We start from the raw sequence: 1,298 nt of genomic DNA on the forward strand, positions 1-1,298 counted from the left end.
TTCAACAAGCGTGACCATCCGACGACCGTTTTCAACATCAATGCTCCCCTCATCGCTGTAATAATCAAGATCATTATAGTGAACACCTTCATGAGAGCTCCCATCCCTTGCCCAATCTGCACTCAGCTCTGTCCAATGAGATTTGGGAAACATCTGCTTAGCTACTTCTAACGGCTTGCGGTCTACATACCACAAACGTTGCGCATCGGTTAAATTCGGTTGCACCGCTGCACTATCCCAAACCATCTTTAACGGGTCTAAACGCGTAATGACCGGTTCACCATCGAGGCTGTTCTCATAATCAAGCCGTGTATCAGTCCACCCCATGCCGCAGATAACCGCATCTTGGAAAGCATCACTATCAGCGTATTCTGCATGCGCCATGTCCCGAAACCATTCTGCCGCACCGGTAAGCAATTCACTAGGCAATGCCTTCCCTACTTGACGGGGAATAAACTGCACTTCGCGCTTGTTATTACGCTCTGACCCCACAACGGCATTGACCAATGGGGCAATACGATTAAAGGTCATAACGGGGCGGCGTTGCTTTTTTAACGCCGATAAATCTTCTTCATTCCATTGATCACCATTGTAAAAACCAAAATCCTCCCGCGCATGTTCACGCCATTTATTCACATGCTCCACATCTTCTTTGTACCAGCTCACAAGCTTGCGAAATAAGCCTTCTGTCGACAAATCTGATGCGTTACTTTCTTTATCTAAATGCTCTTCATCATACATCATTCTGCCATCCATGAGGTACTCTCATATTCCGTTCTGCCGCTATAAGCTGGTCGCTTTTGTATTTCTTTTGGTGGTTTGTATGAAATACACATCAGTCCAAAGGCATCTGCCCCATGACTGGACCAATCATGCTCTGCTCCCAAGCCAATATTACGCTTCTCATCCCATTTCTCGTGATACCAGTTCAGTGCCTTACGTCCTGCTACTGTCGTCTTCTCATTAAACCAAACAGAAGGCAAAACACGGCGGACTGTTTCTATACGTATCTTAACAGCCCCTGCTCCCTGATTAGGGATAACTTTTGTTTGAAAGCCTGCCTGTTTAAGAGCGCTCTCAAAACTCACATTGTGCACACGGTCTCTGGTCGCACCGTCATGGGGGAGAACCATCAATGCCTTCTCATAACCATTTTGACGCAACCAACCGATATGTTCGGATAAAGGCTGTCCCTGTGCTTCGTAATAATCAAGCACTCTGATCTCTCTACCAACAAATTGCGCTATCCATATCGCCGTGGCATCTGCCTTGGCGCCTGTCCCCCCAATATCCCAAAA

At 46.9% G+C, this 1,298-nt stretch carries 1 protein-coding gene and 1 pseudogene; both read right to left on the bottom strand.

Going from position 1 to position 1,298, the window contains the following annotated elements; all coding sequences use genetic code 11:
* Positions 1 to 756, bottom strand: a 756-nt coding sequence (locus ACFINZ_RS09715; RefSeq protein WP_375701411.1) for a portal protein, incomplete at its 3' end; no start/stop codon positions are given.
* A pseudogene (locus tag ACFINZ_RS09720) lies at positions 741 to 1,298 on the bottom strand (PBSX family phage terminase large subunit); the annotation flags it as partial. The gene ACFINZ_RS09715 and the pseudogene ACFINZ_RS09720, both read right to left, overlap by 16 nt.

Source organism: Bartonella sp. AA81SXKL (assembly GCF_042196945.1).
GTDB lineage: Bacteria > Pseudomonadota > Alphaproteobacteria > Rhizobiales > Rhizobiaceae > Bartonella.